The 26280-nt window shown below is 54.6% G+C and carries 28 protein-coding genes and 2 pseudogenes; 13 read left to right on the forward strand and 17 right to left on the reverse strand.

The window, feature by feature from the left end; translation table 11 throughout:
- Window positions 1-175 precede the first annotated feature (175 nt).
- Both NGM29_RS19975 and NGM29_RS21625 read left to right on the forward strand, forming a co-directional pair.
- A complete protein-coding gene (locus NGM29_RS19975; RefSeq protein ID WP_254161356.1) occupies window positions 176-1045 on the forward strand; it encodes a ParA family protein in 870 nt (289 codons plus the stop codon).
- A gap of 65 nt (window positions 1046-1110) precedes the next feature.
- Window positions 1111-1425, forward strand: coding sequence for a DUF7970 domain-containing protein (locus NGM29_RS21625; protein WP_484549583.1), 315 nt, complete (start codon window positions 1111-1113; stop codon window positions 1423-1425).
- A 343-nt stretch (window positions 1426-1768) separates the two neighbouring features.
- Here NGM29_RS21625 and NGM29_RS19985 read toward each other — a convergent pair whose 3' ends face one another.
- Window positions 1769-2152, reverse strand: a complete 384-nt coding sequence (locus NGM29_RS19985) for a DUF7522 family protein (RefSeq protein ID WP_254161360.1) — start codon at window positions 2150-2152, stop codon at window positions 1769-1771.
- Window positions 2153-2314: 162 nt separating this feature from the next.
- On the opposite strand from NGM29_RS19985, the gene NGM29_RS19990 reads away from it, so the two are divergent.
- Window positions 2315-2818 (forward strand): response regulator, encoded by a 504-nt coding sequence (locus tag NGM29_RS19990; protein ID WP_254161362.1) that lies wholly within the window; start codon window positions 2315-2317, stop codon window positions 2816-2818.
- 111 nt (window positions 2819-2929) lie between these two features.
- On the opposite strand, the gene NGM29_RS19995 is transcribed toward NGM29_RS19990, so the two are convergent.
- Both NGM29_RS19995 and NGM29_RS20000 read right to left on the reverse strand, forming a co-directional pair.
- Window positions 2930-3274: a DUF7344 domain-containing protein gene (locus NGM29_RS19995; protein WP_254161364.1), complete on the reverse strand. Its 345-nt coding sequence runs from the start codon at window positions 3272-3274 to the stop codon at window positions 2930-2932.
- A gap of 191 nt (window positions 3275-3465) precedes the next feature.
- A complete protein-coding gene (locus tag NGM29_RS20000; protein WP_254161366.1) occupies window positions 3466-3741 on the reverse strand; it encodes a HalOD1 output domain-containing protein in 276 nt (91 codons plus the stop codon).
- 455 nt (window positions 3742-4196) lie between these two features.
- On the opposite strand from NGM29_RS20000, the gene NGM29_RS21630 reads away from it, so the two are divergent.
- From NGM29_RS21630 to NGM29_RS20020, 5 genes are all read left to right on the forward strand, one after another.
- Window positions 4197-4568, forward strand: a complete 372-nt coding sequence (locus NGM29_RS21630) for a DUF7970 domain-containing protein (protein ID WP_484549585.1) — start codon at window positions 4197-4199, stop codon at window positions 4566-4568.
- Entirely contained in the window at window positions 4498-4662 is a 165-nt protein-coding gene (locus tag NGM29_RS20005; RefSeq protein ID WP_254161368.1) for a hypothetical protein, read from the forward strand. The genes NGM29_RS21630 and NGM29_RS20005 overlap by 71 nt, the downstream gene beginning before the upstream one ends.
- 528 nt (window positions 4663-5190) lie before the next feature.
- Complete coding sequence (locus tag NGM29_RS20010) at window positions 5191-6435, forward strand: tyrosine-type recombinase/integrase (RefSeq protein WP_254161370.1); 1245 nt, start codon at window positions 5191-5193, stop codon at window positions 6433-6435.
- Window positions 6436-7260: 825 nt separating this feature from the next.
- Window positions 7261-7815 carry a hypothetical protein gene (locus NGM29_RS20015; RefSeq protein WP_254161372.1) on the forward strand — a complete coding sequence of 185 codons (555 nt, stop codon included), beginning with the start codon at window positions 7261-7263 and terminating at the stop codon, window positions 7813-7815.
- Window positions 7816-7834: 19 nt separating this feature from the next.
- Window positions 7835-8089 (forward strand): hypothetical protein, encoded by a 255-nt coding sequence (locus NGM29_RS20020; RefSeq protein WP_254161374.1) that lies wholly within the window; start codon window positions 7835-7837, stop codon window positions 8087-8089.
- 304 nt (window positions 8090-8393) lie between these two features.
- Here NGM29_RS20020 and NGM29_RS20025 read toward each other — a convergent pair whose 3' ends face one another.
- From NGM29_RS20025 to NGM29_RS20035, 3 genes are all read right to left on the reverse strand, one after another.
- Window positions 8394-8624, reverse strand: coding sequence for a hypothetical protein (locus NGM29_RS20025; protein ID WP_254161376.1), 231 nt, complete (start codon window positions 8622-8624; stop codon window positions 8394-8396).
- Window positions 8625-8702: 78 nt separating this feature from the next.
- Entirely contained in the window at window positions 8703-8969 is a 267-nt protein-coding gene (locus tag NGM29_RS20030; protein WP_254161378.1) for a hypothetical protein, read from the reverse strand.
- 1267 nt (window positions 8970-10236) lie between these two features.
- Entirely contained in the window at window positions 10237-10500 is a 264-nt protein-coding gene (locus NGM29_RS20035) for a DUF7522 family protein (protein WP_254161380.1), read from the reverse strand.
- A gap of 257 nt (window positions 10501-10757) precedes the next feature.
- Here NGM29_RS20035 and NGM29_RS20040 point away from each other — a divergent pair, with 257 nt between their 5' ends.
- From NGM29_RS20040 to NGM29_RS20045, 3 genes and pseudogenes are all read left to right on the forward strand, one after another.
- Window positions 10758-11171: a response regulator gene (locus tag NGM29_RS20040; RefSeq protein ID WP_254161382.1), complete on the forward strand. Its 414-nt coding sequence runs from the start codon at window positions 10758-10760 to the stop codon at window positions 11169-11171.
- 375 nt (window positions 11172-11546) lie between these two features.
- A pseudogene (locus NGM29_RS21550) lies at window positions 11547-11707 on the forward strand (DNA polymerase domain-containing protein); the annotation flags it as partial.
- A 912-nt stretch (window positions 11708-12619) separates the two neighbouring features.
- Window positions 12620-14119, forward strand: a complete 1500-nt coding sequence (locus tag NGM29_RS20045) for a Cdc6/Cdc18 family protein (protein ID WP_254161384.1) — start codon at window positions 12620-12622, stop codon at window positions 14117-14119.
- Window positions 14120-14380: 261 nt separating this feature from the next.
- Here NGM29_RS20045 and NGM29_RS20050 read toward each other — a convergent pair whose 3' ends face one another.
- Complete coding sequence (locus NGM29_RS20050; RefSeq protein WP_254161386.1) at window positions 14381-15709, reverse strand: RNA-guided endonuclease InsQ/TnpB family protein; 1329 nt, start codon at window positions 15707-15709, stop codon at window positions 14381-14383.
- Window positions 15710-16004: 295 nt separating this feature from the next.
- Window positions 16005-16595 (reverse strand): DUF8170 family protein, encoded by a 591-nt coding sequence (locus tag NGM29_RS20055; protein WP_254161388.1) that lies wholly within the window; start codon window positions 16593-16595, stop codon window positions 16005-16007.
- 121 nt (window positions 16596-16716) lie between these two features.
- On the opposite strand from NGM29_RS20055, the gene NGM29_RS20060 reads away from it, so the two are divergent.
- Entirely contained in the window at window positions 16717-17127 is a 411-nt protein-coding gene (locus NGM29_RS20060; protein ID WP_254161390.1) for a helix-turn-helix domain-containing protein, read from the forward strand.
- A 73-nt stretch (window positions 17128-17200) separates the two neighbouring features.
- Here the strand turns inward: NGM29_RS20060 and NGM29_RS20065 are convergent, their stop codons facing one another.
- The 9 genes and pseudogenes from NGM29_RS20065 to NGM29_RS20105 all read right to left on the reverse strand — a co-directional run bounded on the left by NGM29_RS20065 (window position 17201) and on the right by NGM29_RS20105 (window position 22662).
- Window positions 17201-17524, reverse strand: a complete 324-nt coding sequence (locus tag NGM29_RS20065) for a DUF6788 family protein (protein WP_254161392.1) — start codon at window positions 17522-17524, stop codon at window positions 17201-17203.
- A gap of 70 nt (window positions 17525-17594) precedes the next feature.
- Window positions 17595-18524: an ImmA/IrrE family metallo-endopeptidase gene (locus NGM29_RS20070; RefSeq protein WP_254161394.1), complete on the reverse strand. Its 930-nt coding sequence runs from the start codon at window positions 18522-18524 to the stop codon at window positions 17595-17597.
- An 88-nt stretch (window positions 18525-18612) separates the two neighbouring features.
- Window positions 18613-18960, reverse strand: a complete 348-nt coding sequence (locus NGM29_RS20075) for a DUF8013 domain-containing protein (protein ID WP_254161396.1) — start codon at window positions 18958-18960, stop codon at window positions 18613-18615.
- A 74-nt stretch (window positions 18961-19034) separates the two neighbouring features.
- Window positions 19035-20045 (reverse strand): DUF6610 family protein, encoded by a 1011-nt coding sequence (locus tag NGM29_RS20080; protein ID WP_254161398.1) that lies wholly within the window; start codon window positions 20043-20045, stop codon window positions 19035-19037.
- Window positions 20046-20144: 99 nt separating this feature from the next.
- Window positions 20145-20444, reverse strand: a pseudogene (locus NGM29_RS21355) (hypothetical protein).
- 54 nt (window positions 20445-20498) lie between these two features.
- Complete coding sequence (locus tag NGM29_RS20090; protein WP_254161402.1) at window positions 20499-20720, reverse strand: DUF8129 domain-containing protein; 222 nt, start codon at window positions 20718-20720, stop codon at window positions 20499-20501.
- A 112-nt stretch (window positions 20721-20832) separates the two neighbouring features.
- A complete protein-coding gene (ddfA, locus tag NGM29_RS20095) occupies window positions 20833-21081 on the reverse strand; it encodes a DdfA family disk-determining factor (RefSeq protein ID WP_254161404.1) in 249 nt (82 codons plus the stop codon).
- A 267-nt stretch (window positions 21082-21348) separates the two neighbouring features.
- Complete coding sequence (locus NGM29_RS20100; protein ID WP_254161406.1) at window positions 21349-21621, reverse strand: PadR family transcriptional regulator; 273 nt, start codon at window positions 21619-21621, stop codon at window positions 21349-21351.
- Window positions 21622-21855: 234 nt separating this feature from the next.
- Window positions 21856-22662, reverse strand: coding sequence for a hypothetical protein (locus tag NGM29_RS20105; protein WP_254161408.1), 807 nt, complete (start codon window positions 22660-22662; stop codon window positions 21856-21858).
- A gap of 522 nt (window positions 22663-23184) precedes the next feature.
- Here NGM29_RS20105 and NGM29_RS20110 point away from each other — a divergent pair.
- A complete protein-coding gene (locus NGM29_RS20110; RefSeq protein WP_254161411.1) occupies window positions 23185-25941 on the forward strand; it encodes a GAF domain-containing protein in 2757 nt (918 codons plus the stop codon).
- Window positions 25942-26280: the final 339 nt, after the last annotated feature.

A 26280-nucleotide genomic window follows, 5' to 3' on the forward strand; every position in this document is an offset into this window, starting at 1 on the left:
GAACTCATCCACGACTTTTGACGTATTAAGCCTAGTCTTGAGTTGGTATGTTCATGAGTATCTGCGTGTGCATTGGGAACCACACTGGACAGTATGACCAATCAGCAACACTGGTCAGTATTACTGAACTGTCTGACTAGTATTTATATACTAATAGACCATCTGGATAGTCTGTATGATTCCGTACACGGTGTGGTCTGAGGCTGGTGGCGTCGGGAAGACGACGTTTACCGTCAACCTCGCTCGAGCACACGTCGAACAGGGAAACCGCGTTCTGGCGATCGACATGGACCCCCAGGATGGCGGGCTTACGCATCACTTCGGCGTCGACGACGACAAAGCCAACAGCGAGGTCGACAATCTCGTACTCCATATGATCGGTAGGCCGCGCGGCCCGTTCGAGGAGATCGTGCGCACCTCCGAAGGCGTCGATATCGTTCCGAGTCACAATATGCTCGGTACGCTCGACGAGCTCCTGACGAAAGCTGCCGATCTCGAGGAGGACACAAACCCAGATCCAAATTACGTCTTTGAGAAAGAGAAACAACTCCGACGCGTGCTCATCGACGCTGGCGTTCCGACCGAGTACGACGTAATTCTCATCGATCCGCCGGCATCGGAGGGGCAGCATCTCTACAACGCAGTTTATGCAACGTCGAACCTTCTCATCCCGTTCGAGCCGTCGCCGAAAGGCGAGAAAAGCGTCGATGGACTGCGTGACGTCATCAAGGGCCTCGAGGCGGAACTCGAGGATATCGACGTTGGCGTTCTCGGCGCCGTCCCGAACAAGGTGAAAGGGACGAACGTCAATCAGAAGTATATCGCTTTACTCGAAGAGGAGGATATCCCGATCGCCCCGGTCACGATCGGCGAGCGTGGCTCGATGCTCGGCGACGCGTGGGACAACCAAGTCAGTGTCTACGAACTCGACGCGAACGATGACTACCGTGACCTCCGTGACTACGAGCGACCGACGCTCGAGAAGTTCGATGAGCTCGCAGCATACCTCGAGAAACAGTTCGAGACCACCGAGGTGAAAGCATGAAAACTGGTGCTACTGATCCGTTTGCTGACGACGACCAGGACGACGAACCAGACGAACTGGCCAGTATGACTGAGCAGTCTGACCCGAAGCCGGAGACAGAAAACCCGGAGCCGTCTGCGAGTAATACCAGTCAGTTTGACCGGTCAGACCTACCACTCATACTGACCCGTGATTCTGTGAAGGATGACCGTGATGACGTCCACCAGCTATTCGTCTACGAGCAGACCTCCGAGAAAGAGAAGTCAGCCCGGCGGGCGCTCGAGGATCGGATCGGCGATGACCTCTACAAGCTCGACGTTCGCGAAGCCATCTACCTCGCCGGGATGCAGAATCTCGATGACGCCGAATCCATCCTTCGTGAGTGGGGCGCAGATATCTAGCCCGACTTATGGAAGCACATTGAACGGCCAATCTTGGTGATACATCATAGGACAACTTTCTCGCGGTTGAGACACTCAAGGTATCTCCTTGTGGTGGTCAAGGTCAAATCAGAAACAGCACGAAGAGTCTCTCTCGCGTACAACCTGGCCGTTAGAATAATATCGGACCAAGCGAGACTGTCGCTTGCACGGAGAGGGGGACATCGCTAGCCCAGGTGTTGCTGGGGATCCTCCAATCACTAACCATCATTTTCCCGCGTTTGACACACCGACTGGTGACACCAACGTCTCCAGCCATTGAGGCCGATTTTGAAAACACTACCTCAGTCCACTGTAGCACTGATTACTCGATACCGACATCAACGACATCGGCACACGCACTCACTAACTCACGAACATCGTCAGCAGCCCCCGCATCAATCGCAGCAGCAATTCCTTGGGTTTCGCCGACGACGAAATGTAGCTCTGTTGCATCTTCGAAAAATCGTGTGGTTGCGAGTAATCTCCCATGAGCATATAGCGATTCTTGGTGTGGCGTATCGAGCGCTTCTAATCGGTTATCGCGGAAGACTCGCTGGAGGTCGCCACAGTCATATGCTGACTCAACATCATCTCGAGTGAACAGGAACTCGCTCTCTTCGGGCGTATAGTATCCAACGCTCCGCAGATCGTCGTCGAACTCCTCCTCCAAGTAGCCATGGAGTTCGCCCGCCGCTTCTCGTACCATATCAAATAAATTGATAGCCTTTGATAATAAGAATGTAGGCTACCCCTGAGTGATGCCTCTACCCTTTTGAAGGCTGAACCTACAAGAAATCGCATATCACTACCTCATGAATTGGTCGACATATGCGATGGCAAATATTCCACTCAGCCAAAACATTTGGGAATGATCGGTATCCCCAGCGGGCACATTGCTGAAAGTAGGATTGTGACGAATAACGTTCTACAGCGAGATTTTCGTAAATATGATGTCCTTCTCATTGAGCCTGACCCTGGTAGCGTTTCACGGTTCATCGACTCGTTCGAGGCAACAGAGGTCACTAATAACGTAACTGTTGTCTCGACGGGCAACGAAGCGCTCGAGTTTCTGAATCGAAAGGGCGACTATTCGGACGCGCCCCGCCCCGATCTCGTACTCCTCGATCTCCAATTGTCTGGACCGAGCGGAACCGAGATTCTTGCCGAGCTCAAAAACAGACCTGTGTTACGTCAGATTCCTGTGCTCGTTCTAACCACGTCGGATGCAACAGAAGATATCGTTCAGTCGTACGATCTCTATGCGAACGCATACCTGCAAAAACCCGATTCATCAGATGAACTTGATCAACTTGCACAGGTGATTGAAGATTTCTGGCTAAGGACTGTCCGGTTGCCTCCGAAAGAAAACTAAGAGGTGTCTCTATGGATCGGTTGAATTGGTAGTTGCTATGGTTTCGGGAGTTAAGTTTGTGACAATATTGATTAAGGGTTCTACAATTGTGAGTGAGATGATGGCCTCTGTTTAGGTTTCGTCTGCCTCTTCTGGTTCTTCGATTATCATTGCAATAGTGAGAACGGCGTCAAACTCCTCGGGGGAACCCTGGGCCTGAATAACCCCTTGTTCTTTGTCGTACTGGATGAACTCCACTTCAGCAGATTTTGGAAGGTGTACATGTTTCAAATCGAGAGCAATTTTTTCGAACCGATCTATATCCTCATCTGTCCCCGGTGGGTCGTCTTCCCACGTCTCTATTTTTTCCACCAGTTCAGAAACGGCTACTGGTCCGTCCTTTTCGTAGAGACAATACAAAACATATCGCCGTCTCTGGTCCTTCAACAATTCAAAGACTTCGTCCAATGTGACCATATTCAATAGTTGCCGTATTAGCATTTAACGCTCTCTACCGCCACTCCCTTACGTAATTCTCGCACAATTACGGGAATGCAAGGAGAAATCCCCGCCCTTCAGGGCGGGGAGGATGTCAAATGCAATCAATCCACCCCTGCTAAACCGTCTATTTGTCAGGCGTCGAACGATCAAAGAGAAGCAATAGGGGGTTATTCATCACTGACTACTACCTCATTTCCTTCAATCTGGACTTCGTAATCGTCGACAGAGAAGGCGACCGAAACATGGTCAGAAGAGAAGACCAGTGTATCGAGAGCATCTGGATCGACTTGATCATACAATGTCATATCGAGAGTGTCCGAAACGTCAGTTATTTCAACGTCTTCAGCATGCGCAACAGCGTTGATTACGGCGATGCTCGGTCTCGTAGCCGACCAATCGTATTCATCTCGTATCGAACTGCTGTCGTCATTGTTACCCCCCATACACCTCCTTACAATTTGAGAGGGAAATATTTGCTGTAAAACGACAGATATCATGACTCTCAGCCAGTCTACTACGCATTTTCTCTACAGCACAACTACTACAGACAGTCAACTATCTGTGTTCCCGCTATTGGGAATCTGGTCTGTAGGTTCCCGGTAGTGTTCGAGGAATGTCTCAAAAGTGTTCAACCGCCCCAGTCAACCACCAGAGGTAGGTGATGTCGGCAGCTGCGTGAAATCACCAGGCCCGGGGAATATCGTTCAACCGGGATATAGCTAGTCGTCACCGGTCACCCCAAGCTAGCACCGTACCTCGAGAAACAGTTCGAGACCACAAAGGTGAAAGTATGGAAACCGGTGCTACCGATTCGTTTGCTGACAACGAACCAGACGAACCGGCCAGTGTGTCTAAGGATTCTGAGCAGCCAGTACCCGACGAAAATCCAGTGCAGTCTATGGGTAATACTGACCAGTTTGACCAGTCAGACTTACTGATCATACTGGCCCGTGATTCTGTCAAAGACGACCGCAACGATGTCCATCAGCTATTCGTCTACGAGGAACCCCCTGAGAAAGAGAAGGTGGCTCGGTGTGCGCTAGAGCGTCGAATCGGTGACAACCTCTATAAGCACGACGTTCGCGAAGCGATCTGCATTGTCGGATGCAGAACCTCGACGATGCAGAAGACGTCCTTCGCGAATGGGTGCGAACATCTAATCCGACCCTTTTTAACCGAATACGCGGCCAACGCCGGCGATGCACTCACAGGACGACCTGCTCATCGTCGAGGCGCTGATCAAATGCGCACGCGAATGCGACCTCCATGACCCCGACCGAAGCGGTCGGGCGCTGACACTCGCCGAAAGCGTGGCTGGCGAGCACGGGCCGGGGCTCGAGGACGCACTGTTCCAGATTGAATGACGTGCTAGGCATATACTGTCAGAAATATAATCAAAACCAAGGTATATAAACAAACGACAAAGAGTCAAGTTACTCAAAAACGGGTTTCTCGCCACAGCGGTCGGAATCACATACATATTGCTTGTTTTTCTATTGAAAGACCCACAATACGAGATTCTTGCTAGCCGATCCGGAAGAATTGGTATGATAGTTTTGGCAGCCGTGGCGGCCGTGGCTGTGGCCATGACGATAATAGATTGAACAACCGTATACCCCTCCCTTTCCTATCCGAGTGCTAACAGGCGTCAGACGTTGATATCTGGACGATTCGTATATAGGACTGGGGGTCGGAATTTCCATACATCGATAATTGGTTTACAACGGTTCTTAATGAATTGGTGGCCTGTGTTACTTATCTCGGTTGTCTCATCCAGACAAAGATCTTAGCGGTAGTTTTACGTGATTGTCAGTTGTGGCGAAACGTACGAGAATGAGAGATTTAGAATTCACCAGGGCCACAGGAAACGGCATTCTCGAGCGGGTGAGGCGATGAGCCAGAGCGATACCATCAACTGGTCGCGGATGTCTCTCGAGGAACTCCAGCACTACTGGAACGCCTACATCGAGCCCGACCTCGCACGGGACGGCCTCGACCTCTCGACGCGGCCGACCTACGAGGAGATCAGCGAGTCTGGCTACTCCGGAATCGCATACGCGCTTCGCGAACATCACGAGCTCACGTTGAGCCAGTTCCTCGCGACGGTCGGCTATCCAGAGCCCAATTCTGAGAACTCCTACACCTGGGGTATTGACGACGAAACCACCACGCAGGAACTCGAGTTGTACCTGACGACTTACCTCCGCCGGAAAGGAACGTCAGAACAGACGGTCGCCTCCAAGCGTTCACGGCTCGCTCGCTACGTCCGTACCTACGCGGATCACTACGACAGCGCCGATATTGTCGTACGGGTCCGGGAGGACACCGTCGTTCGTCGAGACGAACGCCAGCGCGTACGTGGGGTCTTCGACTCGTTCGACGTCGACCTCTCGAGCGCGGAATCGAAACATAAGCACTTGACTGACGTGGTGTCGTTTTACGCGTGGCTCGAGGGCGATCGGGACGCCAAATACAACCCGGCACTCGGTGCCCCGCACGACTACCGCTGGAAGAACGAGACGCCCGACGCTGAAGAGCGCAACCCGTCAGCGCTCGAGGCACACCATGTCCGGGCGCTCGCAGATGCGTGTGAATCGCTCTCCGATCGACTCCTGGTCGTCGCGACCTGTGGATGGGGGCTTCGACGCGGTGAGGTGGCAGCCCTCTCGACGAGCCAGACGGAAATCGACGACGGCGACCCCCGAATCGTCTTCGGAAACGAACGCAAGAACGGCCCGGGGACGGTGACAATACACTACGGCCTCGAGACGCTCGAGGATCGCTGGCTCCAGCTCGACGAGCGCGACAGCTGGAACGGCCACCTCTTCCCATCGACGAGAGCCGCAAGCGGCCACGTCGCTCCGGATACGATCACGTCTCGATTCAAGCGCCTCGCTGAGCGCGCAGACGTGACCGTACGCGGCGAGGTACCGACGCCCCAGTATGGGCGACGATTCTGGTACCGAGCGTATCTCGAGGCGGTCCAGCGCCTCTCGAAGGAGGTCTCAGCGATTGCGAGCGAGCAGGGGAGCAAGGACGCGTCGGTCGTCGTCTCGAATTACCTCGGCGAAGAGGAAGCCCGTCGACGTCGACGAGAGTTCATGAAAGAGCAGCTAGCGGATGCGTTCGAACGGTGATTCAAAATGGCAACGATAGAATCTGAGAGGGACTTTCAAGAGCAGTTTGTAGAACGCCTGGAGCGATACCACTGGGACGTACGGACAGAAGTGCGGTCGGACAGTGGGGACTGTAGGGCCGACGTGATCGCAGAGCATCGGTCCATTGGAAAATCGGTTTTGAGCTAAAACTAATGCATGGAAGCACCGGGAGCCCGGCGGCCGAGGCCGTAAAACAGCTGTCGAAATATCAAACCTCCAAATTTAACGGCGAGGCAATTGGTCTGTGGGCATTAGCAGTACATACGTCAAACTCAGTAACCGAATGGGAGAAACGGCTACTCCAATCGTTATTCAACGACCTCGGGTTTGGATTCGCTCGGGCCCGGGGAATCTCGAAGATAAGCTTTGCAGTGTGAAAGAGCTTACCGATGTTGGAGCCCCATTCTATCGGGGAGAGGGAACTGGAACGGATACGGCGGCGAGTTGAGAAGAAATCGCCGCACTGGATTAAAGAATAACGCCCCACCGCATCAATTGTTCTATTCGACCTGCTCGCGAAGTAACTCCAACTCACTCTCGAGCCGTTCGACTTTGCTCTCGAAGCGCTCCTCGCGCTCAAATCGGTCGTAGAACTCCCAGAATAGATCATCCTCACCAACGTCGCGAAGAATCTCGACCGCGTGCTCGAGAAGTGGATCGGCTGGTGTGACGATCGTGGCGTCGACACACTCGAGGGCGTGAGCAAGCGAACGATGGGGAACTACGCCGCCCACCTCTAACGGCGCGTCAAGGCCGGCCAGTCCGAGGACGTCGACGGCGTGGACCTACTACAATCAGGTCTCGGTGTTCCTCTCATGGGAGGTCAAATACGACTACCTCGCGGAGAACCCTGCCGAGAAACAGGCCGCGAAAGACGACATGCCGCCGCGTCCGTCCTCGAACAGCGGCGATCAACAGTTCTGGATCGTCGAACAGCGCCGGGCGACCGTGGACTACATCGACGAACGAGTTCGGGAAGCGATCGACGAGAAAGGATTGGACGCTATCGAAGAAGCCCGTGGCCGGGCACTCATCACTGTCCTCGCGTACTCGGGCGTGCGCGGCGCTGAGATCCTCGCCGATCAGAACGACCCCCGGCGTAACGGCCTCAGATGCCACAGCGTCGACCTCGAGGCCGGTACGATCACCGGTCCTGGGGAAGAACCAGCAACGCGAAGAGACGCCGCTCACGTCGAAGGCGGTCCCACCCCTCGAGCGGCTGTACCAGATCGTCGACCCGCCGGCCGACGGGTGGCCGATCTTCCCTTCTCAGCACCCACCGTCGCTGTATGGGGCGATCGACGGCGCCGGATACGACCGGCCCGACGGAAACCCGTGGGATTACGTCCTCGAAAATGACATCGAACCACCGTCGCTCTTGACATCGGGCGTACGCACGCTGTTGAAGCGCTTCTCAGATACGACAGAAATTCCCGATCTTGAAGATGGTGATTATCTGACGTTGCATGGCACCCGCCGGGGGGTCGGGGAGACACTCTTTCGCGAGCGTGGCGCCGCGACGGCTCAACGGATGCTCCGACACGCCGATCCGAAGACGACCTCGCAAATGTACTCCCATATCGAGGCGAGCGAGCTGAGCGAAGACGTGAGTGAGGTGTTTGAAAACGAATAGCGCCACGTTGAGCAGACGGGCGCACTCATGGACCGGACCTAATCCACGTACCGAACCCGTCGAGCCAGCGGCATTCAGGACCCTTTTCCCTCGGAACTCAAGCGAGTGCTCCCTGAATACGACGGGCAAATCATCTTGCCATTCGGTAGCATACGCTGAAGTGGCCTGATCCCTGTAGCCCCAGGGTACGCAGGCCAGTTTGCATAGCGGCGCGAACGCGCTGCAACCCCATGGGCGGCCATCTTCACCCGGGTGGCCGTCTTCCCTACTGATTCACGAACCTGGACCTGATTTTGAGGAGTGACTACTCGTACAGATAGGTAAGGAGATATGCGAGCGCCAGCGGGAAGATGGCCACCGCAACGAACAGGGGTGGGCGACCGCCCATTGCGAGGAAGACAAAAGCGAGTCCCATGACTCCGACCCCAGCGAGGGCGACCTGAAGGGCTAAGATCGCGGTGACGATGTGGTCTTCATAGTGACCTCCCGAGAACCGTAACTGTAGATCGGGAGAACCGTCTTGATCGGCTACCATAGGCGAGACTGTGAGCGGGGTTCCAATAGTTGTTGGGAATTTTACTGATCTACGTACCGGAACCCTCGAGACACGGTCTTACTCGTACAACTTCCCGAGGAGATACACAGTAGCCCCCATCACGAAAATAGCTGGAAGCCATCCGAAAAGGTAGGTGACCGGCCGGGACCCAAACACGGAGTTAGCGGTGATGAGCGTCCAGATCAAAAGGGTCAAAATGAGCGCTATAGCGGTGAGTCCTCGGACGAGGAGAATCAATGACAACACGGTCTCTTCGTACTCTCCCAAATCGAACCGGAGCTCGGCATCAGGGAGTTCGATCCCATCTGGTTCTGGCTCATTCATTCCCGTACTGGCAATCGACCTGTAAACAATTTAAGTGTTATCGGTGGTTCGGCGTAAACTACGTATCCACGTACCGGAACCCTCGAGTCACCGGTTTACACGGCATCTCTTCTTCGCAGGGCTCGAGTGGCTCGAACCAGAGACGCCCGTGCTCGACCATCTCACTGAGCGCCCCTAGTCCTGGATTGACGTTGCCTGTGCTACGAGTAGGGCTATTAAAGTGGCTAACGAACAAGCTGCATGACGTACCCAACCCATCTTCACGTCTGTGACAACTGCCAAGTCGCTTATGGCACGAGCTCAGTTTCTTCACCAGATATGTGTGCTGTGTGCGGAGAAGAGACGTTTACGGAGTTCGATTCGGACGATTTACTCGGGCGGTGAATCGAAGTCGATGATCAGCAGTCCGGGAGTAAATAGAATATCAATACTGAAGGTACATCGCTCGTTTAATCACAGTTATTCTCGTCAGCACGCTCAGCAATCGCGTCAATATCGAGTTGGTGGATAGGGATATCTTCTCCAATCGTATACTCCGACATTTGCCCGCACTCGTAGCATTCTAGAACAATATCGGTCCGATAGGCCATCATCTTCACATCATCCCGTTCGTCACAGACCGGACACGATAGCCACTTCCAGAATGAGCACGCCATGCCACTCAATGGTACCCGCTTGTTATAGTGATTGGGACTAAGTGAGAATCGTCCCCCTCGAAGAACTCTCGAACAGCGGCAACTCGAGTTCGAATCCAGAGTTCAAGGCCTATCGTCGACGGAGAGATGAGCTGATAGTCTCACAGTAGGCGGCCTCACAGTACTATAAGCGGGGCGTTATCTGTCGTTGCCGACAGATCTGAGCAATCCTTTTCATCGCCCCGATTTTAATTGCGCCGGTTGCGCTTGGTAATGTATTGCGAAAAGTCGTAATGAGGACTTCTCACGCGCGTTTTGGCCGATAGAATAACGTAGATCTGCACAAGAGGGTTAACTGCGCGGGGCGGGGGAGATCGCCTACCCAGGTGTTAGCTTATCCTCCAGTCACCAACCATCATCATTCCCCGCGTTTTGACACACCCGCTGACACCACCAACGTCTCGGTCTTACGGCCGATTCGACTATTGGATGGTGTTGTACCATACTTTGACTTACGCGCTACCAGATTTGACGACATTTGCACACTCACACACTAGCTCGCGAACATCGTCGGCAGTACCCGCATCGATCGAGGCGACGATCCCTTCGGTTTCGTCGATGACGAAATGGAGTTATGTCGCGTGTTCAAAAAATCGAGCGGTCGCGATCAAATTACCGTGATTATACAGCGACTCCTGGTGTGGGGTATCGAGCGCTTCTAATCGGTAATCGCGAAACACGCGCTGGAGTTGGCTACAGTCGTAGGCTGACTCGACATCTTCACGGGCGTAGAGAAACTCGATGTCTTCCGGAGTATAGTAGCCGACACTGCGGACATCATCACCGAACTGCTCATCCAGAAAATCGGTCAATTGAGCTGCAGTCTCTTGAACCATCACAAATAGCTTGACAGTCGCTAAAGATAATATTATAGACTGTCTTAACCATCCCTTGTCTCGCATTTTCGCCTACTAAATCCTTCAGGAAGGTACATTTTCCACCTGTAATCTTCTTTGTAGAATACTGCTGCAAATACCGGCGAATTTGACCCCGGATCAAAATAGTTGGGAACAAACAGTATCCTCGTTGGATACTTTGCTAAGAGCAAATCGTGAGGGAAGATTTCAAATCGCGAGAAAGTCGGGCATATGATGTGCTTCTCATCGAATCAGATCCAAATAGTATCTCAAGTTTTATCGAGTCGTTCGAGTCGACAGAGGCTACCAATAATGTGGACGTTGTCTCCACCGGAGACCAGGCACTCGAGTACCTGAATCGATCTGGCGACTATACAGAAGCTCCCCGTCCAGATCTCGTCCTCCTTGACCTCCATCTGCCTGGACTGACCGGTACTGAGATTCTTTCCGAACTCAAAGGCGACCTCCAGCTACAACAGATACCCGTGCTCGTTCTGACAGCGTCAAATACAAGAGAAGACGTGATCCAGTCGTACGAACCCCACGCAAACGCATACCTACTAAAGCCGGACTCGCCGGATGAACTCGACGAGCTCGCACAAGCGGTCGAAGACTTCTGGCTCAAACTTGTCCACTTACCTCCAAAGTAGAACTGGGGGTTATCTGAAGCGGACGAAGCTGGCGATGGCGTAGAGACAATCACATTTTGTGGATCTCGAGTTTGGAGACCAAACTGATGGAAAGTCCTGAAATCATAACCAGAACAAGGGCAGGAATCATGATCGAGAGTGACGTCCCCTATAGCCAGCAGAGGCAGACAGATCCGGATTGTCTTAACCAACAAAATTATGGTTTGTTGTTCCTTGTTGGTTAACACAAGAATTGCCGATGTCCTACGAACCACCGCCCCCACCGGCACACCTCTCGACGGAGATAGTCAACAGCCTCAACGAGTCTACACCGGACCACCTCTGAGACATCGCCCGCTACGCCGAGGAGCTGGCCGAACACAAGGAGCGTGAGGGGCCCTCGCTCACGAAGGGTCGAGACCTACGATGCCTCGTACTACGAGACGCAGTTCGTCCGAGCTGTCGAAAGCATACTTTCTTCTCTTGGTTGGGATCGCAAGGACATTCGACGAAAGCTCAATGGAACACGTGTAGTCGGTATCACGGACTGGACCTGACAAACCCCCTCCCCCCTTTTTCGAGTTGTAAGTCGCTGGGGCACAGACCACTCAAGACGGAAGGAATGAAAGTCGAGAAATTGAAAACGGGCAGAGAGGCTCTAAAACATCAAGATACACCGGAAAAGACCCCAAACGAGATTGGAGAGTCCGTGTTCCCTCTACGATCTTGATCATATAGCTTGGCTAGATGATCCGGTTTCCTATGACCTATTACGGTTATGGTTAGTGAATATGTGATATAAACTTTCGCATTGCAAGATTTATATTACAGAATCTGGTTTTCAGACCTTCTATTTCGTGTATCCAGTACAATTGGCTGTTTGATTACTTCTTTTGCTGTTCACCCCTCCCACCGTCACGAGTTTACAACTCGAAAAAGGGGGGAGGGGGTAGAACATTCAAGATCAACAAACCGGCTCTATGATTATCGTGCTTGTAAGTCAATATTACTGTCACTCGTGAACTGGTGCCGCAAGCATCGTCCCTTCACAACAATCCTGGTTCTTACAACTCGAAAACGGGGGGTGTGAAACGAATCTTATCACTCAGAGCATCATTCACAAAATCCAAATCATGTAGGTTTTGTCTTCATACTCGATTCGATCCACTTGCACTTACAACTCGAAAATGGGGAGGGTGGGAGAATCGTGCCAGATATGTTACCGTTTCTCAAAGACTTACAACTCGAAAACGGGGCGGGGGGGGGGGGGGGCTAGTCACGATAGGATTCCGATGGCGAATATCCTTGAGGATTCGTTACAACTCGACAACGGAGGGTGATAGATTCCGAAGACGGTATCTAGTTCACTTCGAGAATGTACGACTGTAGTTGTTAGATCGTCTGATTTCGCCCGGTTACAACTCCACAAAGGTCCATATTTTTATACCCGGAGTTCGAGGGGATTCATAATGGGACGAGAGGGACGTAGAACAGAATCGGATCATCCGGAAGATGAGAAGGGTCATGAATCCTCCTCTGTTGATCCAGAAAATCTTGAATCGACGGGCCAGGATGCAGATTCCCCCGATACGTCACAAATGACGTTCGAGAATGAATCGGATTCTATCGATTACTCTCAAGAGGCAACAAACGGCGACGATGGCGGCATCTCAATTCGGGATCGACTACAAACCGAATCATCCGGTGGAGTCTTCGCGAACAAAGACCTCGTCCGGTCAGATACCATCATCGACGAGGATCGTATTGTCGGTCGTGATGACCAGCTAGGTCGAGTCGTCGACAATCTAAAACCGGTGCTCCAGAACGAAGGCATCCCGGATATGCTCCTGAGCGGCCCATCTGGAACTGGAAAGTCACTCATTATTCATGCGGTCTGTAAACAGATTGTCGAGCTGTGTGAATCACAAGGCAAGACCTTCGGGGTCCTCTCTATCAACTGTGAGGGGCCGAAGACTGCAGATCGGGCTGTCTATCGGTTAGTTCGAGCTGCTGCTGACGACCTCGGTGTTGATCCTGGTGTCCCCCAAACTGGCGTCTCAACGGACCAGAAACTCGAGCGACTGTACGAACTGATGCGCGAGTACTACGACGGTGTCATCTTCATCCTTGATGAGATCGATATGCTTGAAGGGCCGTATCAGGAGGCAGAGTTCAATTCTCTCATCTACCAGCTTTCACGAGCTAGAAAACTCGCCGACTTTGATGGTCCGATATCACTCACGACTATCACGAACTATGCCGATTTCATGAAGGATCTCAACAGCCGTGCACAGAGTTCCTACAATCCTGACGATATCTTCTTCGACGATTACGATGCGACGCAGCTTCGTAGTATTCTTCAAAACCGGCGAGACGCCTTCAAACCGGAATCTCTTGCAGATGATGTCATCCCGCTTGTTGCCGCGTTCGGATCTCAAACGCACGGGGATGCGCGGAAAGCGATTGATCTCCTCAGGTGGGCTGGCGAATTAGCCGAACGACGTGGTGCTGACTCGGTTACTGAGACTGATGTCCGTGAAGCCCAGGAGAAATACACTGAAAATCGCAAACTTCGACACATTAGCGGGATCTCGACTCAAAAGAAACTCTCCATCTACGCTGTGGCGGCTACTGCCCACTACGCAAGAGAACATCCTGAGTGGATACCCGCTGGACCCGCGTTCAAGACGTACCAGTTCATTGCTGATGCGATGGATGCGGATCAGTACAGCCGCGAGACTTTCGTAAACCATGTGACTGAGCAGAGCACGTACGGAGTGTTGGACTTCGAGCGCCGAGGAAAGGGTCGTGGGAGAGGAGTGCATATGTACTTCTCCCTCTCTGAGGATGCGGAAACGATCATGGAGACGATCCGCGAAGATTCGCGGTTCGAAGATCTGTCTCGCGAAGAGGCGACCATTAGTGCAGTTGTCCGGGAACGACTGAAGCAGTTCCGGAGCAAGAATTAATCTCGACTTGTTCACGCCCGATTTACTACTCGAAAACGGGGTGTGTTCTCGATCTGAGGGAGGCGTTACAACTCGAAAACGGGGGGGGGGGGGGGGTCATTCGCCGATTTTTCTCGTTACTACTCGAAAATGGGGGGTGTCATTCACCAGTTTTCTCGTTACTACTCGAAAACGGGGGGTGGGTGATCTGAGAGATGCGACGTTCCACTACATTTGACATCCACCCACGACTGAAGTCGTGGGATTCCTCTCGTGGGAGTCTCAGTCGTCTGAGTCCCCGAGAGCGACATTCCCGCGTGGTGCGGTACTCTGGTTTGTGTACGCCTCGTTGGCCATTGTCTCCGCAATGGAGGGCGGGCTGTGGTGTTCCCGCCAGTCGTGATTGTTCCACTTGAGGTACACGGGTCGTGCCATCGACCCGACTGCTGTTTGCCGTCTCAGGAACGATTCCGACGCGCCGAGGTCGGCGTGTCCTTCGAACCCACACGGACACGTCAGCGAGTCCTCGTGGCGAAGTGTATTGTCGCGTTCACCGCATACAGGACATTCCTGACTCGTCCACGCTTCGGATTCTTCCTTGACTGTGATGCCGTATTCTTCGCACACGTCTTCGAGGCGGTTGATGAACCGCCGGTACGCCCAGAAGGTGTGCGTCTTCTCGTTCACACGCGCCGACCAGTGCGTTGAGAGAACGCCCTTGATGTCCCCGACGTACAGCATCGAAACGCCCTCGCCATACAGGCGTTCAACGAGGTCTCGGACAAGGCTGTCTTGTGCGTGGTTACGGCGGTTCGTGCGCTTTCGATACAAGCGGTCGATGCGCTTGCTGGACTTGCGTTGGTCTTCGAGGAGCGACTGATAGTGCGCGATTCGTTCGGTGGTTTCGCGGAACTCCTTGAACAAATTGCGTCCGTCGTACAGGTATTGGGAGCCGGTTGTCGTCGTGCAGGCGACGAGGTTGTTCGCGCCAACGTCCAGAGCGGCTTCTTCCGAAGCCAGTGGTGAATCCAGTCGAGAACTGTCGATGGTGACTGGTTGGAAAGCCCTGAACGTATCTTCGAGTTCGTCGTACACGAGTTCGAGTCGGCCCTGCTCACCGTTCCACTTCGGGTCGCCCGCAACCTCAACACGAAGGCGCTGATTCCGATTCAGCCCGAGTTCGTCTTTGAGGTCAGAGCCAATCGGTATTTCGAGGCGAGATCGGTCACCGAACTCAAGGGTGTACTGGTCGTTGCGGACGTACGTGCGAAGCACGCGTCCGTCCTCCTTGTTGCCCCAGTACCCCGGTGGCGACGGGCGTGCATCGAGTTTCCCGGCGTGGTACGTCTCGTTACTGGAAAAAAACGACCGCCACGCCTTCGAGTTCTTCCGAATGAGTTGTTGGGCAACCGAACTACTGAGAACGCCCTTGTATTTGCCTTCGAGCCTGCCGGTGTCGACGTCCCAGACACTTTCGTCTGTGAGGAAGGCTTCACGGCGAGCGTAGTTCGTCCCGTTCCAGAGACTCGCAGAAGCGTCCAACCAGCGAACGAACACCTCGCGCTCCTTCTTGGAACGAGGGCGAACGTCGAACTGGTTGGTTCGCTTCATCACTACGTGCTACGTAATATTGGTTCGTAAGCGTATGGATTAGCGTGGGAGACTCGGGCCTGCTATTGAGAGGGGTTAGTGGAGTGGAGTGTCGGATTCATCCCACGACTAAAGTCGTGGGCTTTCTCCTTGACTTCGTGTAATATGTCTTCTCCTCGCCCTCTCCCATTTACAACTCGAAAACGGGGAGTGTGTCTTACGATTTTCTCGTCGTCGGTGCTATTGATGATGAGGACGTCGTGGAGAAACGACGGAAACGTGGGGGTATGAGTTACCGATTCGTCTCTATCTACGGTTATTCTTGGCTACTCAGGAGAGCCTCGGCACACTCGACGAGGTCGTCTTCAGTCGCCCACCGACAGAGACGCCCACCATCATCAAGCATCTCGAAGATTGCCGTCTGCATTCCGCTATACGGGTTGTTGGTATCGATGCCCGTGTCGATTGCGTCCGCATCCAACGAGTCATACTCGCGCTTGAACACGTGGGTCTTTGCGAAGTACTCCTCGAGGGCAGTGAAGTAGCCCTGTTCGACGAGGAAGCCGCCCTGAGCGTGTTCGGCGACGCCCACGATGACGTCCGTGTAATCGGCGAGCAGTCGGAACTTGAGGTAGGTATTCGTCCACTCGCTTCGGATATCGACCATCAGGAATGCGTATGCTCCAGGCTGCCTGTTGAGGCGATCTTTCACTAATTGGAGACGGCGGATTTCCGGTCGCCCGTAGCTCCCGAGAACGAAGTACGAACGCTCTGCCGAAAAAATCGGCGTGAGTTCGGCGACGCTCTGTTTGAGCGATTCGTACTCCTTCGGAGTAAGTGAGGCTTCGTGGAGATACCTGTCAGCCTTCTTGGCGAGTTCATCAACAGTAACTGAGTCCTCACTCATCTGGTCGGGCGTTCTCGTGTGCGCTGCTTTAATGTTGCGACCACATCAGCAACTGTATCGCCTTAGAACGATTCGCATTTGAGCGAAACGCTTTTGCACGCACCACTCGAACAACGAGGTAATGAGTACGTCCGATCACCCGCCAAGTGACCTGGAGTCCGTACGGAAGCGGCTCAACGTCGTCACCCAGGAGACGCGGTTCGCGCTCCTCCAGGACATTCTCGGGCATCCGTCGGAACTGCCGACGCTGAAGGAACTCGACTACGTCAACCCGAGCAAGAGCCAGACGACGATTCGTCAGCACCTCCAGCAGCTCGTCGATACTGGGATCGTCGAGGAAGTCCTCTTGTCGGAGGACCGTCGACAGAACGACCTCCCGTACAAGTTCTACGGGATCAGTGAGAGCGGTCGGCAGTTCCTCGAGGAGCACAAACTCCTCCGAGCGCAGGAGACACTCCGAGAGATCTACGATCGAGTGGAGAAGACCGACGACATCAAACGATATGAGACTGCTCCACGACCCGAGCGCTAACTGCTTCTGTCTTTCACTTCGCAGACGGGGCCCCTCCGAACACCTGGTCATCCGACTGGGGGTGCTAGTTCGTCTACTCGTCTGAATTCACTGGGGACTTGTACTTTGACTTGATGCGATCTCCATCCCGCCACTGCCAGTAGTAGTATCGGTTGTCGTTGATCTCTTTGATCGTGAGTGTCGCTTTCGAAGGGACGTCATCGGGAAGATTGTCGGGGTGCTCGTTGAGTTCGTCTTCCTCGTCTGCTTCGGCAAGGCGGGCCTCGCGCTCGCGATACTCGGCGAGTTCCTCGGCATAGCGGGCAACGCGCCGGAGTTGCTCGAGCGAGTAGTCGTCGAGTGTGTCGATGACGTCGGTGGAGAGGTCCGCTGGGGGCGTCGGTGGCTCGTAGGACATAGCCGATCTGTGTTAACCAACACAGACACAAGGGGCATAGTTTTGTTGGTTAATTCCGGGGACGGTGTCTTCAGTCCTCGGCGATCGTCTCGATAATCTCCTGAGCGGTCGAACTAATCCGCCCGAGTCGATCCTGGATCGCCTCAGGATCGTGGCCGTGCCACGCAGCGAGGTAGAACGCCGACCCGCTCGTATCCAGTCCGAAAAACCGACCAACGATGTACGCGACGGCTTCCGCTTCGAATTCGCGCTTTGACCGTTCGGCCTCGTCGTCGACATCGAAATGGAGCAACGCGTGAGCGAACTCGTGAACCAGCGTAACCGCGAGGTCGGCTTGTTTCGTCCGTGCTTTCGCCTCCACGATCGGCGTGAAATCGTGGATATCCCGCTGTTTGCAGACGCCCTTCGCGTCGCCGTGCGCCCACTCATCAGCGCCGACGATGCGAACTGTCACGCCGAGTTCGTCTGCTGCCCCTCTGAGTACACTGACGAGGTCCTCGGCGTCGCCCATTGCTTCTGTCTCTAACTCGGGAAGCGGTTCTCCCTCGGTCTGCGAGACGTCGAAGACAGCGGCCGGCTTGAATCCCACGAGCCCTTTCGACCACTCCTCGGGTGGCGTTTCGTCGTATTCACAGTCGCTGTCCACGTGGTAGCTGGGTGAGTTCTCGCACTCCGGGCATTGCTTCGTAATAATTGGCGCCCAGATCCAGATGGCCTGTTCGCCCTCCTGAACGTGCCGGTCGAACTCGTTCCGCCAGGTGTTGAAGCCGGCGACCTTCGTCGCCTCGGGACACTGGAGGTTGATGAGCAACGTGTTGCGATGCGAGTAGTCGTGGAACCGACTTTGGACGTCGAGCCACTCTTGGAACTCATCACTGGCGTGTGCCGCATCAACGTCGTCGACGAGTTCGTCGATCCACTGTTCGATCGTACTGTGCATCTCATCTTTTCGCGTGTCGGTCTCCTCGAAGGAGGCCGACGAATCACTGGTCGTAGCCATAATTGTCGAGAATTCATGTTACTGCGATCGCTTCAATTCAGCCCGCGCTGCACCCCTCACGGCGCACAAAAACAACTCGCGTCAGCGTTCACCGGAGTTCGTATTTCTCATCAGTGAAGCCGACTGTAACGAGATACTCGAGGAACTCGTCGAACCGCTCGACGTCACTGGGCCTGTCGGTTGCGAGGTGGCGTACCCACTCGATGGCCCACCGGAACGCGGGGTCGGTTCCACCCTTTCCATGGATATACCACCAGCGGGCTGCCTTCAGGACGACGAGCGGGTTCGTCGGTGGCTGTTCACTCGCGAGTGCCCGGGTGAGCGATGTGATCTTCTCGGGCACTTCGGCGGGATCCACCTCTCCTGATTGGGTGTTCGCTACGTCGACTGGAATCGCATCAATCGAGCTGTCGGTCGGACGCTGTTGTTGACTCACGGAAAATCACCTTCTCGGAGGTCTCTCTGGATCGAGCCCTCGCCCTCTCTAGGGCGCGAAAAACACTCGTAGCGTCACGCGGGCGGGAAGTAGACACTCTGATCGCCGGCGATTTCCTCGAGGTGGTTTCGATGGCGGTGCAAGAAGTAGCACTCGTAGCTGCAGTAGCCACAGAGATCGCCAGTATCGTATTCGGCGACGAAGGGACCGCGGCGAGTCGTCCAGACGTTCGCTCCACATTCGGTACAGGCAGCATCGTCGAGATCGGTCGGTGACGGGCCCTTATACTCGATTTCGAAGGTGTTGGCATGTGGTGGCGAGTCGGGCCAGACGCCCTGAGACTGCCAGAACATTTTGAGACGAGCGAGCCCATGCCGGACTGTCTCCCGGACCGTAACGTGGTCCGCGTCGCGACCGCTGTCGTCCCAGCCGTCGGCTGTCCAGAACTCACCGAACTGCGCGCCGCGATGCAGCCCATTCCAGTCGAGGCCGACGATGTCGGCCGGCGGCTCCCCTGTCAGCGTTGGCTGAGTGAGCTGCTCCACGACCTCGAGTTGCTTGGGTGGGCTCCCACCGAGGATGTGGACGCGACGGCCTCGCCAGTCAACGGGATCAGAGAACTCGTGGGCAAGTGTGTCCGCATAGCCTCGCGAGTAGCCGAGTACAATATCGTCGGGAATTGCCTCAATGGCGGCTTGGCATTTCGGGACAATGATGAACTCCGTCTCGGGCAGACTCTCCTGGAGCTCTCGAATCGTGTCGACGTACACCTGTGCTTCCGTAGCGTCGTAGGCGTCACCGATGACACCCACGTCGGGCTCGTACTCGAGTGCCCGATCGACGTATCGGTCGAGGTCGGGATTCCGAAAATCGTTATCGAGCATTCCGACTGGACACTCGAGAGTATCGAATTGCGACTGCTGGTACGTACAATCCTCCCGAAACCCAGGCAGGAAGCCAAGCGTCAAAGCATCGATTGCAAACGGAACCCGATGGAGGAACGCCACGTACGCCGCCTGTCGGGCGTCAGTGTGTGTTTCAGTGGGGCTATTGCTAACTGGATTTGTGCTGTCGTGAATGGCCATGAGGTGTCTCCTGCGGGACTCAGTCGCCCCGCAGTGCTCCACAGGGCACGACAGACCCACCATTAACCAACAATAGTGGGGAAGGAGGGCGGTTGTTGGTTAACCGTCGAACAGGCACTGCATCGCTGCCTCGTCACCTGTAAGCGTCTGCTGGTCGGCGTCCGTATCCGCAAAGAGCGTGGACTGATCTCCCTCGGATGCTTGCTCTACTTCCGGCCGGTCATCGACGCCGAACTCACTGGCTTCGGGGCGATCGAGTCGTGAATCCCAATCGCGGTGATCGACGTCTGCGCCGAAGTCCTCGAGCGAGGTTTCGACGCTCGTCTCGGTTACTTCGAGTTGGCCATCGTCTCCGAACGCGGTCTATCGCTGAATTTTGACCTCGGGTCGGTCGCTCATCTATTTCGAGCCTCCACCCATGACGGCGCCGACAAACAGCCCGCGAGCATCCCTTCAGGTATCTTCTGAGCGGATCTGGTTAGCTCGATTTTCGAGTTGACGGAGAATCTGGACGCGCTGCTGGTTTGCGTTCTCGTAGGCGACGCATGCCCGCAGCGTCTTCATGTCGTGAATCGTCGCGATACAAGCGTTGATAAGTCGGGTGTTTGTCGGTTCGAGACGCTGCTCTGGTGTGAGACCACTTGAGTCGGTAGGTAAATCTGACGAGTTAGCCACTTGTGTTCGCCTCCGCTCTCTGGAGGCGTCGATAAACAGCGGCCAGGTTACTTCCTGTGCGGTTTGATTTCAGTGACGGCTACTATAGACAGCGTCGAGGCTTCACCTGTTTTCACTCGATTCTAACAACCGGCTCTTCCTTAAACTCTACAATAATCGTGTAATCTGCGTATGGGAATTCTACTCGACCAACTCGGGTAGTCCCACCATGGGTTGGAGAAAATATCGACTCCAGTGCGTCAGGTTCGACGGCGTCATAGAGTGGAGGAAGCTCTAGCGGGTCCCTATCCTCAAGAGCTGCTACTTCGTCTATGATCTGTTCGTGTATCTCATTGCTCTCGTTCGTAAGAGACTGAGTCATTGATATTCTATGACACACTCTCTTGGTAATACTTTTCGATCATATTGTTACCAGTGGTAATTGGCCTTGGAGTAAATCCACTTTGGGTGGTATTGGAACGAGATCTGTTGGAAGTGATGCGCTATCTCGATTTGTTCAGCTGTTGCTATTTCCCCCGATGGACGATAGTCTCATAATATGCTGACGGTTCTGTCGATCGTTCAGTCACAATGGACTCCAGGGCTGTGACTTCGTGAAGTACACGAACTACTACGAGGTCTCCGTCAGCTAATCGACGTACTGCGATTCCCACGCTCGTCTCTCCTCAATTGCTTGCTCTCCGGATTCCGTGATCGCGTAGTAATTCGTCCTTCGGTCTAGCTGCCCCTTTTCGACTAACTCTTTGTTGACTATCGTATCGAGGTTGGGATACAGCCGCCCATGGTTGATGTCGGCGCTGTAGTACTGCTCCACCTCTTCTTTGACAGTTCGGCCAGACGGTTGATCGGCACTGGCAATGACGTATAGGAGGTCTCGTTGGAATCCTGTGAGGTCGTCCATCTCATAGGACAGTCCAATACAGGATATGTTTGTTATACCCGTCGTATGGGTTGTTAGGGAAACTGGGCGCTCTTCTCAATAAGTGTTGGATGGGCTTAATCGTACATCTTACCGAGAGACATACCGAAACCCCCGAGTCACCGACCTACACGCCACGGCCTCCTCTAAGGGCTCAAGTATGGCTACTCTGGGAACGAGAAAGCAGCGTCAATCGACATTCAGAACGAACATGCGCTAACATATCTGTCGATAATACGGCGATTCGGCAAAGTCATCGCTGAGTTGCGATGCGACAGCCGGATGCAGAGCTTCATTCTTCGGGAGATCCCGTTCATGTTCGACTATTCCGAGCCATCCCTGCTTCGAGTGCTTCGGGTCATTCGGTGCATGTGAACCGTTAATTGGGCCGACAACGTTGTGAAGCAGTTCGTGTGTAATCGTTCGTACTCGGGAGCCGTATTCGGTAGACGAGTAGCGTGTGTTCTCATGATCGACATACGTCGCTAGTCCCGGCCCATCGCCCCACCCTCCGACATTGACCGACTCGCGGTTTTCAATCTCACCTAAGATGACGAGGTGATAGACGCTACAGCCGTTGTCGATATACTCATCATAGGTGTCGGCTAACTCACTCGAGTGGGACACGTTCTCGGGATATTGTCTCGAGAACTCATGTTGGGCGCGGCGTTCCTCGACGATGTGGAGATTGATTCCCGATTCGCCGTTAGGGTTCGAGACGTTCATCGATCCCCAAATACTCCGCAGTTGGCGTTTCTCGGTGTCTGTGAGTCTTTCTGAATCGTTACTATAGAAGAAAACGACGTAGAGGTCCTTCTGAGTAGGGTCGGCGTTTGAGAGTATTGCGCCGTCGAACACTTTCTCATTCTCCGCATCGTCCGGAATTCGGTCGCCGTCCGAATCAATACTAGGGCCAGACACGCCCGTTTTATCGTTGCCAGTCATCGTCTCGAGGTCACCATTCTCATCGAGGGTGACCGTCCCCCCGTTCGGTGTGGGTATGCCTGGCCCCACTACCGTCATGAGTGCGAAAAAAGCGATCATGCATATCGCGAGATTCTCCAGCGTAGCGGTCCGCCGCAACTGCCGCGCCGGGACTGATTGTGTGAGCCATCGAATACCGAGCCATCCGGGACGCCAACCACAGCGCCGACAGCGCGGTATCCATTCGTCGCGAGAGCGCCGCACAGTATGCCCGCAGTTCACGCAGGGCATCTCCTTTCGCCCTGGTCGGCCGATTGAGTACCACGTCAGGTCTACCGTCGTTATTGTCCATCTGACGATAAAATATGTAGGGACCCCCATGAGCCCTGCTCCCATCCACCCACGTCGGGTAAAATTCAAATAGCCGACTCCAGCGGCAACAACGAGCGCTGGGAGTATGTGTCGCCAGTTCATTGTGTCTGTCGTAACGTACCACTTACAAGAGATTACTGGATGTCAGGAAGCGTGAATCCCCTCCTCAATGAGCCAGCGCTGGTTTCCGAGGACGTCTATCTAACAGCTTTACCACTCAGTATAGTATCTAAATAATGGCCCCCACTTTTGTTATATCACTCTGTCAATCCGAATGCTATGAGAATGCTCCTGCGTACCAAATCCTGGCGACAATGGTCAGTGGCCGGACTTGGTGCGCTTCTATGTGGGGTCGTTATCGGCGTGGTAATTATCAGTCACCCTGAATGGAACACATTACATCTCCTCCAGATCGGCATTCCAATCCTTCTCGCGCTCGGTCTTGCTACATATGGAGGATGGCTCGCCAGGTCCGACCTGGCCCCTACACGGATATTCCGGATTGCATTTTGGAGTCTTGCCGGCGCCATCATTCTCGGTACGTTTGCAGCCTGGGAGATGTCTACCCACATCCTCGAAGGCGAGCCCTTCGTCGAGACGCTCCACGAACTTCTACTTGGTGTGTCAGAAGGTGCTACCGTCGGCGGAGTGGTCGGGTACTACGACGCCCGCCGACGGGATCAGTATTTGGAGGCCGAACAAGCTCGACAGGCCATCTCTACGTCGATGGATGGAATCGCCATCCTCGACGAGGATGGGACGTACGAAGCGGTCAATCAGGCCTACGTGGACATCTACGACTACGATGATTCGGATGCCTTCATTGGAGAGACATGGCAGTTTTGCTATACTGAGGAAGAAGCCACACGCATTGAGGAGGAGCTTATGCCTCCACTCTACGAGGAGGGAGAATGGCGGGGAGAACTCACCGGCCAGCGTCGTGACGGGAGTCACTTCCCACAGGAAATCACACTTTCCGTACGTCCGAATGGTGGCCTGGCTTGCATCGTCCGCGACATTACCGAGCGAAAGCGACATGAGGGCCGACTCGAAGCACTGCACAGTGTTACCCGCGGGTTTCTGGCCGCGGAGACGTCTGAAGAGATTGTTACCGAGCTGGTATCGGTTGCAGGCGGCATGCTTGGCTACCCACTGACGGCCGTCTGGGAGTACGACGCCGACGCCGACCGACTCGTCCCGTTGACGGCGACCGAGTCCGCACAGCAGTTTGCCGCACAGGCAGGGTTAGAGACGCTCCCCGTGCTCGAATCTGGGGCTGCTGAAATGGGAATCTTTCAGGGGAACGAAGCCGTCCTCGTTGAGGACTATCAAACGCTCGAAGATCGCCAGGTATCGGAGATTCCGCTCGGTGCAGTACTCTTCATCCCACTCGGGGAGCATGGGCTGGTCAGTATCGGCTCTCCTGAACCGGGAGCGATCGACGCAACTGATCGGTTCCTGGGAGAAGTGCTCGTCTCGAACGCTCGCGCAGCGATCGACCGCCTTGAGCGCGAACAGGAACTCGCCACCCGCGAGCACCGGCTCCGCACGATCGTCGAGAACGTGCCAGTCATCCTGTTCGCAGTCAACCCGGATCGTGAAATCACGCTTCAGGTGGGCCAAGGTCTCGAGGAAGTCGGCATCGAGCAGAATCAGATGGTCGGTGCGACTGTTGATGAAATGTTCAAAGGGGCACCCACCGTTATCGATGCAGTCGGCCAGGCTCTCGATGGTGAATCCGTGACTGTCACGACCGATCTCTGGGGCCGGGCCTACCAGGTCTGGTATCAACCAATCGAAACCGATGATGAGGTGACGGGCGTGATCGGCGTCGCGATGGACGTCACCGAGCGTCATAGGCGCGAGCGCGGCATTCGAGCGCTACACGACGCGACCCGCGAGATGATGCAGGAGATTGACCAGGAGACGATCTGCCGGATCGCAGTTGAGACCGCACAGCAATCGCTGAATCTCCCGATGTCAGCCATCTGGCTTCGAGCGGGCGATCAACAACGGCTAGAACCGATCGTTTGGTCGGACCGCGCCGAGGAGTTGTTCGGTGAACTGCCGGTATTCGAACCGGGCAACAGCATTTCCTGGCAGGTCTTCCAGAACAATGAGCTCCGCATCTTCGAAGACGTCAGTACGATTGATGATCGTCTCACTCCGAAGACAGAGATGCGGAGTGAACTGATCGTTCCGATCGGTGAGTACGGCGTGTTGAACAGTGGCTCGACCACTGCCGGCCAGTTCGACGAGACAGATGTCGCCCTAGCGCAATTGCTGGCAGCCAACACCCGAGCTGCACTTGAACGAGCCGAACGTGAGGAGGCACTCCAGCGTCAGACTGACCAGATGGAGTTTTTCCACTCGATTCTCCGCCACGACGTCCTCAACGGAATTACAGTCATTCGCTCGCGGGCAGAGTTCCTGGCTGACGAACTCGATGGCGAGCAGCTGCGAGACTCGGAAACGATTGTAACGTGGAGTAACAATATCGTGGAGATCGTCCAGCGGGTGCGAACCGTTCTCGAGACGCTCACTGGAGAGAGTGACACCCAGCTCGAACCCATGGATCTGGCGCCATCGCTACGCAACGAAATCGAGCGGGCTCGGGCGACGTATCACACGGTCACTTTCGAGACAGCGATTCCAAACACAGTGCCGGTGCTGGCTAACGAACTGCTCGGTGACGTGCTGGGCAACATCATATCCAACGCCGTCGATCACAACGATACCGACGGACTCCAAGTATCGATTACCGTCGAAGCTGACGACGAGACCGTAACTGTTCGCATTCATGACAATGGACAGGGTGTATCTGACGACCGCAAGGAGGTTGTGTTCCGCCGTGGTGAGACCGGACACGCAAAATCGACGGGCTCGGGCTTCGGCCTCTTTTTCGTTGATTCGATGATGGCCGAATATGGTGGCGATGTGTGGGTAACGGATAACGACGCTGGCGGCGCGACGTTCGTGCTCCAATTCCATGCCCCAACAGTGTAACCACAAGGTAACCGACACTACCCTACTTCGCTCGCCCAGATGGGCTCGCTCGTGGAGGGAGGGGCATTGATGTGGTTCTCGTCCTCAATTGATGCGGCGGGGCGTTGTTTGCACCGTGCCTACCGAACACCCTTTGAAGTCCCCGAACCCACCATTTGGGACCGGGCTACTGTGGCCCGTTCTGTGCGAAACTTGTGCCAGCACAGCACTACGTGACAGTACGGATCATGCTACGGTAATGGTTTTGCTCAGCTCCGCAGCACTCTTCCCATCCCTACTCGCGGCTTCGCCGCTCATTGAGGAAGGGGGCTCCGCGCTTCCCGCTTTAGCTGAACCACT

The sequence above is a fragment of the Natronosalvus rutilus genome (genome assembly GCF_024204665.1).
GTDB lineage: Archaea > Halobacteriota > Halobacteria > Halobacteriales > Natrialbaceae > Natronosalvus > Natronosalvus rutilus.

Bases quoted from the DNA above. Each gene is read 5' to 3' on its own strand.
- NGM29_RS19975 (WP_254161356.1), top strand. From the start codon at position 176: ATGATTCCGTACACGGTGTGGTCTGAGGCTGGTGGCGTCGGGAAGACG.
- NGM29_RS21625 (WP_484549583.1), top strand. From the start codon at position 1,111: ATGACTGAGCAGTCTGACCCGAAGCCGGAGACAGAAAACCCGGAGCCG.
- NGM29_RS19985 (WP_254161360.1), bottom strand. From the start codon at position 2,152: ATGGTACGAGAAGCGGCGGGCGAACTCCATGGCTACTTGGAGGAGGAG.
- NGM29_RS19990 (WP_254161362.1), top strand. From the start codon at position 2,315: ATGATCGGTATCCCCAGCGGGCACATTGCTGAAAGTAGGATTGTGACG.
- NGM29_RS19995 (WP_254161364.1), bottom strand. From the start codon at position 3,274: ATGGTCACATTGGACGAAGTCTTTGAATTGTTGAAGGACCAGAGACGG.
- NGM29_RS20000 (WP_254161366.1), bottom strand. From the start codon at position 3,741: ATGGGGGGTAACAATGACGACAGCAGTTCGATACGAGATGAATACGAT.
- NGM29_RS21630 (WP_484549585.1), top strand. From the start codon at position 4,197: ATGGGTAATACTGACCAGTTTGACCAGTCAGACTTACTGATCATACTG.
- NGM29_RS20005 (WP_254161368.1), top strand. From the start codon at position 4,498: ATGCACTCACAGGACGACCTGCTCATCGTCGAGGCGCTGATCAAATGC.
- NGM29_RS20010 (WP_254161370.1), top strand. From the start codon at position 5,191: ATGAGCCAGAGCGATACCATCAACTGGTCGCGGATGTCTCTCGAGGAA.
- NGM29_RS20025 (WP_254161376.1), bottom strand. From the start codon at position 8,624: ATGGTAGCCGATCAAGACGGTTCTCCCGATCTACAGTTACGGTTCTCG.
- NGM29_RS20030 (WP_254161378.1), bottom strand. From the start codon at position 8,969: ATGAATGAGCCAGAACCAGATGGGATCGAACTCCCTGATGCCGAGCTC.
- NGM29_RS20035 (WP_254161380.1), bottom strand. From the start codon at position 10,500: ATGGTTCAAGAGACTGCAGCTCAATTGACCGATTTTCTGGATGAGCAG.
- NGM29_RS20045 (WP_254161384.1), top strand. From the start codon at position 12,620: ATGGGACGAGAGGGACGTAGAACAGAATCGGATCATCCGGAAGATGAG.
- NGM29_RS20050 (WP_254161386.1), bottom strand. From the start codon at position 15,709: ATGAAGCGAACCAACCAGTTCGACGTTCGCCCTCGTTCCAAGAAGGAG.
- NGM29_RS20055 (WP_254161388.1), bottom strand. From the start codon at position 16,595: ATGAGTGAGGACTCAGTTACTGTTGATGAACTCGCCAAGAAGGCTGAC.
- NGM29_RS20060 (WP_254161390.1), top strand. From the start codon at position 16,717: ATGAGTACGTCCGATCACCCGCCAAGTGACCTGGAGTCCGTACGGAAG.
- NGM29_RS20065 (WP_254161392.1), bottom strand. From the start codon at position 17,524: ATGTCCTACGAGCCACCGACGCCCCCAGCGGACCTCTCCACCGACGTC.
- NGM29_RS20070 (WP_254161394.1), bottom strand. From the start codon at position 18,524: ATGGCTACGACCAGTGATTCGTCGGCCTCCTTCGAGGAGACCGACACG.
- NGM29_RS20080 (WP_254161398.1), bottom strand. From the start codon at position 20,045: ATGGCCATTCACGACAGCACAAATCCAGTTAGCAATAGCCCCACTGAA.
- ddfA (WP_254161404.1), bottom strand. From the start codon at position 21,081: ATGACTCAGTCTCTTACGAACGAGAGCAATGAGATACACGAACAGATC.
- NGM29_RS20100 (WP_254161406.1), bottom strand. From the start codon at position 21,621: ATGGACGACCTCACAGGATTCCAACGAGACCTCCTATACGTCATTGCC.
- NGM29_RS20105 (WP_254161408.1), bottom strand. From the start codon at position 22,662: ATGACGGTAGTGGGGCCAGGCATACCCACACCGAACGGGGGGACGGTC.